5 protein-coding genes and 3 pseudogenes are annotated in these 7,815 nt (G+C 65.4%); 5 read left to right on the forward strand and 3 right to left on the reverse strand.

Annotated elements, in window-relative coordinates; genetic code table 11:
• Both ACFYP3_RS36395 and ACFYP3_RS36400 read left to right on the forward strand, forming a co-directional pair.
• Nucleotides 1–429, forward strand: a pseudogene (locus tag ACFYP3_RS36395) (hypothetical protein); the annotation flags it as partial.
• A 963-nt stretch (nucleotides 430–1,392) separates the two neighbouring features.
• On the forward strand, nucleotides 1,393–2,145 hold the full coding sequence (locus ACFYP3_RS36400; RefSeq protein ID WP_388842286.1) for an N-acetylmuramoyl-L-alanine amidase: 753 nt from the start codon (nucleotides 1,393–1,395) through the stop codon (nucleotides 2,143–2,145).
• 29 nt (nucleotides 2,146–2,174) lie between these two features.
• Here the strand turns inward: ACFYP3_RS36400 and ACFYP3_RS36405 are convergent.
• The 3 genes and pseudogenes from ACFYP3_RS36405 to ACFYP3_RS36415 all read right to left on the reverse strand — a co-directional run.
• Nucleotides 2,175–2,513, reverse strand: a pseudogene (locus tag ACFYP3_RS36405) (hypothetical protein); the annotation flags it as partial.
• Nucleotides 2,514–2,538: 25 nt separating this feature from the next.
• Nucleotides 2,539–2,709, reverse strand: a pseudogene (locus ACFYP3_RS36410) (hypothetical protein); the annotation flags it as partial.
• Between the two features lie 879 nt (nucleotides 2,710–3,588).
• Complete coding sequence (locus ACFYP3_RS36415) at nucleotides 3,589–3,768, reverse strand: hypothetical protein (RefSeq protein WP_388842288.1); 180 nt, start codon at nucleotides 3,766–3,768, stop codon at nucleotides 3,589–3,591.
• Between the two features lie 1,153 nt (nucleotides 3,769–4,921).
• On the opposite strand from ACFYP3_RS36415, the gene ACFYP3_RS36420 reads away from it, so the two are divergent.
• From ACFYP3_RS36420 to ACFYP3_RS36430, 3 genes are all read left to right on the forward strand, one after another.
• The gene (locus tag ACFYP3_RS36420; RefSeq protein WP_388842290.1) at nucleotides 4,922–5,050 is read left to right on the forward strand and encodes a transposase domain-containing protein; all 129 of its coding nucleotides are present in this window, start codon (nucleotides 4,922–4,924) and stop codon (nucleotides 5,048–5,050) included.
• Between the two features lie 37 nt (nucleotides 5,051–5,087).
• Nucleotides 5,088–5,303, forward strand: a complete 216-nt coding sequence (locus ACFYP3_RS36425; RefSeq protein WP_388842292.1) for a transposase — start codon at nucleotides 5,088–5,090, stop codon at nucleotides 5,301–5,303.
• A 1,200-nt stretch (nucleotides 5,304–6,503) separates the two neighbouring features.
• The gene (locus ACFYP3_RS36430; protein WP_388842294.1) at nucleotides 6,504–7,097 is read left to right on the forward strand and encodes a hypothetical protein; all 594 of its coding nucleotides are present in this window, start codon (nucleotides 6,504–6,506) and stop codon (nucleotides 7,095–7,097) included.
• Nucleotides 7,098–7,815: the final 718 nt, after the last annotated feature.

Below are 7,815 nucleotides of genomic sequence, written 5' to 3' on the forward strand. Positions count from 1 at the left end.
GACCGGCGAGGTCCCAGGCCTACCTCGCGGAGGCCTATGGCGGAGGTCTTCCCGGCAGACGATCTCCACGAACACCGACAAGGCCCTCAGGGCATCCCTGTGCTCGCGAGGGTGAGAGTCCGCCCGTCGGCCGGCCCGGCACGACGCCCGGCGCAGTCGCCGCGGGACAAGGCCTACTCATCCCGCGGCAACCGCTCCTACCTGCGCAAACGCGGTATCTAGGCAGCCATCCCGGAAGAGCGGCATCAGGCCGCCAAACCGCGAGAAGAAGGGCGCACAGGGCGGCCGACCCGTCAGCCACGACGCCAACGTCTGCAAGGAACGGAACACGGCCGAACACCTGATCAAGCCCCGGACGGCCACCTCGCCGGACTCCACCTCCGCGCCGCAATGATCTGGATCGACGACCTACTCAAGACCCGCGAATGAACACGACATCACACAGGCCCTAGCCTCGTCCGCTGTCACCACTGCGCGGGCAGGTGACACGGTCAGAGGCCCGGTGACGGGGCCGGTTCGCTGGCTTGCCCTTGTCGCGAACCCATCTCGTCAGCCTCGCCATCCGACGCGATCAGGTCGCCGTCGCGTGCTTTCGGCAGATAAGAGTTCCAGTCCGCCAACCCCGGCCTTGCACCGTGGCATAGACGGTCGGCACGGTCGGCGAGATCTTCTAGTTTCTTCGTCACGTTCTGGCTGCTGGCCTGTCTTCACGTGTAGAGGTCGCCCACACCGAAACGGAGCCGGTGATGCAGCCGATCGTTCTTTCCTGCAGCAGCAGGAGCAGCCGACCCGGCCGTGGCCTGCAGACTGCACATTGCGTTCGCAGTAGCCGCGGCTGGCGCCAAACACCGTGGGCGAGCGGGGCATCTCGGTCAACATGTTCCCGGAAGCTTGGCAGGGCTGACGAGTTCCGGGTCCGGCCGCCCCCGCCCGTTTACCGGATCGCTGCTGGTAAGGGGCTTGTGGAGGGCCCAACGTCATGCCTTCGGGCTTCGATAGGGCCGTGCGGCCCGCAGGTCCTCACTGCGCAAGAAGGAGCCTGTAGTTGCGTTAGCTGGTCCGAACCACGCCTCACGCTAGCTCAGGTGACGGGTGGTCGGACTTGGATGATTCTTTGCCGGCTCCGGCGCCACTTGCGAGATCCGTATCCCAGGTTCTCGGAAACTGCCCCGGAGACCTTCGGCCGACGGACAGCTGCGCTGGCTCAGCTGAATACCGACTGAATGGAGCACCGAAAGCCGTGCTCCGTAGCTAGCTTACCCCTCGGCTCCTGCTTAGGCCTGTAGTGAACACACTGGCATCCGATGCGGTGACGCCAAGGGGCTACGGCGACCCACGCTGTGTCCGCTCGCCCACCGAGCAGCCCGCCTTCGTACGCTGGAAGGAGCTCACGTGCACGAATCACACCCCTCCAGGCGCGCCGTCATCACCGCCGCCATCGCGGCAGCCGCGTCCGCCGCAGCTCCTGCCACTTCGGCTGCCGCGGGGCAATACTTGCCGCCGGGACGCACTCTGAACCCGTGGCTGGCCGGAACCATGGGGGGCGAAGGAGGCCGCGCGGCCATTCCTTTGACCGCTCAGGTCTTCCTGCTTGCGCTGCTCTCCGAGGGCGTCCGCATCCGCGAACACGACGGCTGGAGGACCCACAACCGCAACCACCAAGGCCCCTGGGGCCCCGTCGATGGTGTGATGTTGCATCATACAGCAGGTACTAACAGCCTCCGCGTCTGCCGCACCGGCCTACCGAATCTGCACGGCCCCCTATGCATCGGCCTGATCGCCAAGGATGGGAGGGTCCACCTCATCGGCTACGGCCGCACCAACCACGCCGGAAGCGGCTCCGCAGCCCTCCTTGACGCCTTGCGCCGCAATGCCCCCATCCCCGTCCGGACCGGGCGAGACACGGTGGACGGTAATGCCCGTTTCTACGGTTTCGAGATCGAGAACCTCGGCGACGGCCATGACCCGTACCCAGCAGCGCAACTCGATGCAGTCGAGCGGGTCTGCGCAGCGATATCCCGCGCGCACGGATGGTCTTCCGGCCGTGTAGTCGCCCACAAGGAGTGGACCCGCCGTAAGGCCGACCCGTCGTTCTCCATGGCCGAGATGCGTGCGCAGGTCGCCGCGCGTTTGGCTGGCCGCTAATGCCGCCCCGCGGAAGTTCCCGCCGATGGCTACTGGGCGGTCAGGACTTTGTTGATGTCCGCGATGTCGAGGTGGTCGAGGTCGAAGGGGCCATCGATCGATTCGAGGAGTTCTTCGTGGTGTTCGTCCTTGGGATCGGCGATCGCATCGAGTTCGTGTAGCCCCAGGGGCCGCCGCGGGCCTTGGGCGGCCAAGCCCTGCTGCCTGTCACAGCGCGGATAGGCGATGCCCGGCTCCTTGGGGAGGACCTTCTCGGTTTCGATGAGGTGCACCCAGTCGTCGCCGTAGGTGTAGGTGTAGGTGATCTTGTCGCCGACGGCGGGAGCGACCGCGTAGAGCGGGACCTTGCGCTCGTCGCGGTGGCCGAGTTCGTTGTCGCGCCGCCGGTAGTCGCCTGGCCGGGGTCTGGAAGGCGTGCATGTGGTAGGTTTTCCAGCCCATCGCGGCTTGGATCACCAGGTGCAGGCGGTCGAGGGTGAGGTCGGCCGGGACCTGCAGCCGTCGCCAGACCGGCGGCGGATCTCGGCCAGGGTGACCTTGATCTGCAACGGAGTCAGCGGGCACGGCGGTTTCTTCACGGCGGCGCTCTCGTGTTCAGTCTGGGCAGGGCCGGCCCTCGTAGTTCCAACGGAACGGGCAAGCGATCTCGTTGTGGGTGACGGTGAAGTCGGTGGCCTTCTCCAGCAGGTCCTTGCACGAGGAGAAGTCCCCCTGACGCAGGACGGCGCCAGGTGCGTGGAGCCCTTGTCCAGGACCAGATGGATCGTCAGCCCGCCCGGGATGCATCTCTCCAGCCGGGCCAGGAACCTGATGAAGTACGCGGAGTCGTTGCGTGGCAGTTCGTCCACGACGGCCTGCCCGGTGCACATCCCCCCACGGCGGTGACCGGGACAGTTCCCGTGCCGGACGTACTCGAACCCCCGTCGGCGCCCCCGCCCTAGGGCAGGCGGCCGGTCTGGATGCCTGCGGGAGCGGGGCGTCATCGAGGACTTCTCGTCAACCGACATCACCACCGAGTCCGGCGGACGCTTGCGGTGAAGGGCACCCAGCTCGGCTGCTTTGCTGAAGAAGTTGGGTCGGCTGGCCGGGTCAGCCAGCCACGGACCCGGTGCGGCTTGACCTGGAGCGCGGCCAGGACCCGTCCGATCTGGGAGGCGGAGATGCCCGTGTCCACCAGGTGATCGGCGATCAGCCAGAGACCAGCCGTCATAGGGATAAGGCGGCGTACCGGTGGCCGCCGCCACGATCCGCAGTCGGTCGGGCGCACCGACCATTTCATGGACAACTCCCATCGGCTGTACTGAGGCTTCGGCCTCCGCAGGCCCATCAGTGCCGCAAATGGCGGTCTGGCCATCCCATCGAAATGGTCCTGCAGGGAGGAGCAAGATCAAAATTTCGCGAGGCATGAGAGGGGGATTCGCCTCCCGAGCACGGCCTCGCGAGTCAGCGCGTGTCGCCATCTGGCGGATCGGCATCGGGCCACAACCCGAGCATGTCGAGCAGAAGCCGCAGATCCTCGCCGCCGATCGCGCGGGACGCTACGGCATGGCGGGCAGCCATCCGACCCCCGCCACCCGTGCCGGAACGAAGGGCCAACTCGTCGCATCCGAAAGTATCCTTCATCTCACCGATGCCACCACAATCTGGCCGCATCTGCCGGAGACTGTCCCTTCAGCCCTCCAGATGGCTGATAACCAAGCGCATCGGTAAATGGGTGCTCCGGCCGCGGCTGGTTCGGCGAGCAGGTTATGCGCCAGGCTGGCCGAAGATTGAGACCGGGGACGCATATGGGGACACGGAGGCGCCTGCACGGCTGTTCGCGAGTGCCATTCGCGGTTGAGTCCGCCTAGCGGAATGTGGCGCTCCACGAGAGGGTCCCGAAGATGGAGAGCTGCAGCTGGAGATAGCCGTTCAGATCGAAGCCGCAATAGAAGAGGCCCCAGGTCCCCACAATCAACGTGGTGCTATCTGTGGCCGCGGCAGCCGTGGCGGCGGCCCCGCCGCGCAGGTACGGGCCGAAGGCGCGAGGAGCCCGACCATACCGTAAAGCCCGGCGGATGCCTCGGTGCCCAACGTTGCCTTCGTGGCGCTCGCAGATGTAACGAATGCTTTGATCGGCGAGCTTTTGACATCCCACGTACTGGCCGGGGTCCAGCCTATGCCCTTCGTGTGGTCAGCAGCGGCGTGGAAGTCGCCGCTGACGTTCTCTTCTACGTCCAGGGTGATGCTGCCGCCCGCTTCTATCCGGATGTAGCAGGTCATGTCGAGATTGACGACGACGGGCAGGTAACGACATGGATAACAGGGTCGGCGTGCAGCCCGGCGAACGGGATGCGGTGCTTGGCGCCGCCGGCCACGCGACCTTTGAGGTACCACTGGGCTTTCCAGTCGCCGAATATGCCTAAAATCGTGCAGGCGTGCGCTGCCGTCGTAGGCGAACTCCACGGCGGGCGTGAGTTGGACGAAACCGTAGACGGCGGCGGAAGCTGAGAGCGGGGTGCCTTCGGCTGGGGCAACGGCGGTGCCGGACATCCAGGCGGAGGCTGCCCAGGGACAGCTTGGCGCTGTGGGGGGTCGGAGGTGGCGCCGTCGGCTTTAGCGGCCATGAAGTTAAGGGTGTTTGTGCTGGTGGGAGCGTATTCCGTGTGATGGCCTGACGCAGGAAGCGGAGCCCCGGCTTAACTGACGGGTCCATCAAGACAAGCCGTTCACAGCACCGGAGGCTCCGCTGTCAGGCCAGTGTGTCATCACCCGTGAAGTCGTAGTAGCTGAGGACGTGTTCGCGCCTGGACCTATAGGGGCACTGACCCGGATCGTGCCGTTCGTGATGGTCGACGCCGTCCTTGCCGAGACCGGCAGCGGGCAGCGCCGCCTGCGTAAACTGCCCGCCTGCGTCGTGGTCTAGCTGATCGGGGACGTTCTCGCCCTCGCAGACGGTTCAGATGGCCTGGGCCATCGACATGACGAGCGGTGAGTCCGCGCTGCTGCTGGCCCTGCGGATCGGGCACGACCAAGAGGTCCTATACATCTCCGGCCGCCTGGTGAACCGGGCGTCCGACGGCTACCGCGGCAAGGGCAAGACCGACGCCCGCGACGCGTACGTGATCGCCGACCAAGCCAGGATGCCGCCGCGACTTGCGGCCCATCCGCCCCAATGACGAGTCGTCATCGAACTGCGGCTGCTGACCGGGCGCCGCACCGACATGGGCGAGGACCGCACCCGCTCGGTGAACCGCCCCCTGCTGAGCATGTTCGCCGCCCTGGAACCGGCCCTGGACGTGACCAACACCGGCCCTTTCAAGCTGCTGACGGGCTACTAGACCCCGGCTGCGATCCGCCAGGCCGGCATCACCCTGCTGACCACATGGATGGCCAACCGCAACGTCCGACCGCGGGGTCCCTGGCAGAGACGGCTGGGGAGACTGCTGAACGCCAGCGCGCACTTGCGTCCCTGGGGAGAAGACCTCCCGAAGCCGGTTCACACCCTGGCCGAGGAGGTGATGGCGCTCGAGGAGCGGATCTCCGAGATTGGACAAGCTCATCAAGGAGCGGTTTCGCGAGCACGACCTCTCCGACATAGTCCAGAGCGTCCCGGGCATCGGCGTGATCCTCGGCTCCGAGTTCCGCGCCGTCGTCGGGGGGGCCTGGACGACTTCGGCCTCGCGGACGCTCTCGCGGCTTTTCGCCGGAGCACCCCGCGAGTCGGGCAAGGTCAGCGGCAGCCTCCACCAGCCAGTCACCTACCACCGAAGACTCCAGCCCGACTTCTACCTCCGTACTCGTCAGCGTCCGCTACGAACCGAACTCGCGGAAGTTCTACGACCACAAAAGTCCCGAGGGAAACCAACACGTCCAGGCCGTGCTCGCCCTCGCCCGCCGACGTGTCAACGTCATCTGGGCCCTGATCCGTGACCGACGGTGTTACGAAGTCGCACCCCTGGTCATGGCAGCCGCTTGCCAACAGCATGAGGAAGCAATGAAGACCAACTCAGCAACCCGGGGTCAGCCAGTACTCCCTGCTTCGGGCTGCTGATTGAGGCACGCGGCAGCCCAGTGTGCCCTGCCGTCATATTCTCCCCCATGGATCCTCTTGGGTGGAAACCGCTGATAGGAGCCGATGTGCCGAATGGGCAATCGGTCAGCCCGAAGGCCTCGACGGTGGCAGAAAGTAGAAGCTTCCCTTTGTCTCCCCCCTATCCCCACGATGTATGCACGACCAGCACCATCGGAATCTGCCGGGGCGTCGTCAACCAGACCGATGTCTGGCTTGGCTGATGTCTCTCTAAACGATCAAAGGGTCAGCGAAACACGCACCGCGCCTGCGCACGTTACGGCCTTCTCGTTACCCAGGAGCGCCCATGTCCCAACTCTGGATGCCAGACGCGGTACGGCTCGACATCGGTCACCCCCTACCCACCGGCGGAGGGCCTGCTAAGGCCATCGCCCATATCACCTGGGACCACAACACCACCGAGAACGATCCTGTCGGCCTCGAGCCTTACGATGGCGTTGTTGCTTTCTTCGTACGCAACAACGCCGCCAAGGCTGTGGCCCCACACATCCTCTGGGATCCTTTCACCGGAAGACGTACTCAGTTCCACCCGGCCACGTCCCGCTCCAAGGACCTCGGCACTCAGGCAAGCGGCGCCCGCGCCAACCGGGCCGGAGCTGTCGTCATCCAGATCGAAGCGCTATTCTTCCCCTTCTGCCGGGTTTGGGGCAAGGTGTATGGCCGCCTCATCGATACCCCTTGCAAGGGTTGGCCCGAGCTCAACGCCTGGGTCCGCGCCTGGGGCGTGCCCGACACATGGCCAATGGGCAAGCCCGTCGACTTTACCCCCCGCCGCAGTGAGATCGTCTGGAGAACCCAGGCAGGCTGGTTTGCGCACGCTCAGGTGCCCGAGAGCGACCGTCAATGCCCTGGCACCTGGCCAGCCTTCACCACGGCGTAGGACGCCCCCGCCCCCACCTGCTCGCGCTTCAGCGGTCGTTGCAATGCGCTAGTACTCCGGCAGCAGATCGTGTCCTGAGCTGGTTCTTCTCAGGTAGTGGCTGCATTGTGCATTGGCCTGGTGGCGTTGGCGTCAGTGGGGCCAGTTCAGTGCGTGATCTTGTGAGCGAGGTCGGCGGGTTCGGTGGTGGGCTGTGAGATGTTCCATGAGCCGTCGGATCTCTGCCATGGTGGGAGCGGCGATGCTGCAGGTGGGGTCGTTTCTGCGGCCCCGTTATCGTCTTCGTGGTCTCGTAATGGGACTCCCGGCCTTCGGCTCCGGTATGACTTGAGCTCCCAGTCATGATGATCGAAAGGGTGGTGTCTCCGGTACCGGAGGCATTGGCAGACCCCTGATAGAGGCATGAGCGCCTTCTGGCAGTCTCTTCGTAACGTGGATGCCGGCACGCTGATGCCGCAGGTCAGGCCGGCGAGAGCGCAACTAAGGGGAGAGGATTGGCATGACGGACGAGACTGCCGTCGATGTCTACTTGGGCCTGGATCTCGGCAAGGGTGGTCATTACGCCACCGCCGTGAACCGGGCGGGGAAAAGGTGTTCGACAAGCCGCTGCCCGACAGCGAACCCCTGACCTGCTGTTTCACCTAGCCATGGTGAGGTTGTGCATGATTGCGACGGCCTGGACGGCGTGGTGGAGGCTGGCTCCTTTCGGGCAGCAGTC

It is taken from the genome of Streptomyces sp. NPDC005533 (assembly GCF_042871845.1).
In the GTDB taxonomy this organism is placed as follows: Bacteria; Actinomycetota; Actinomycetes; order Streptomycetales; family Streptomycetaceae; genus Streptomyces.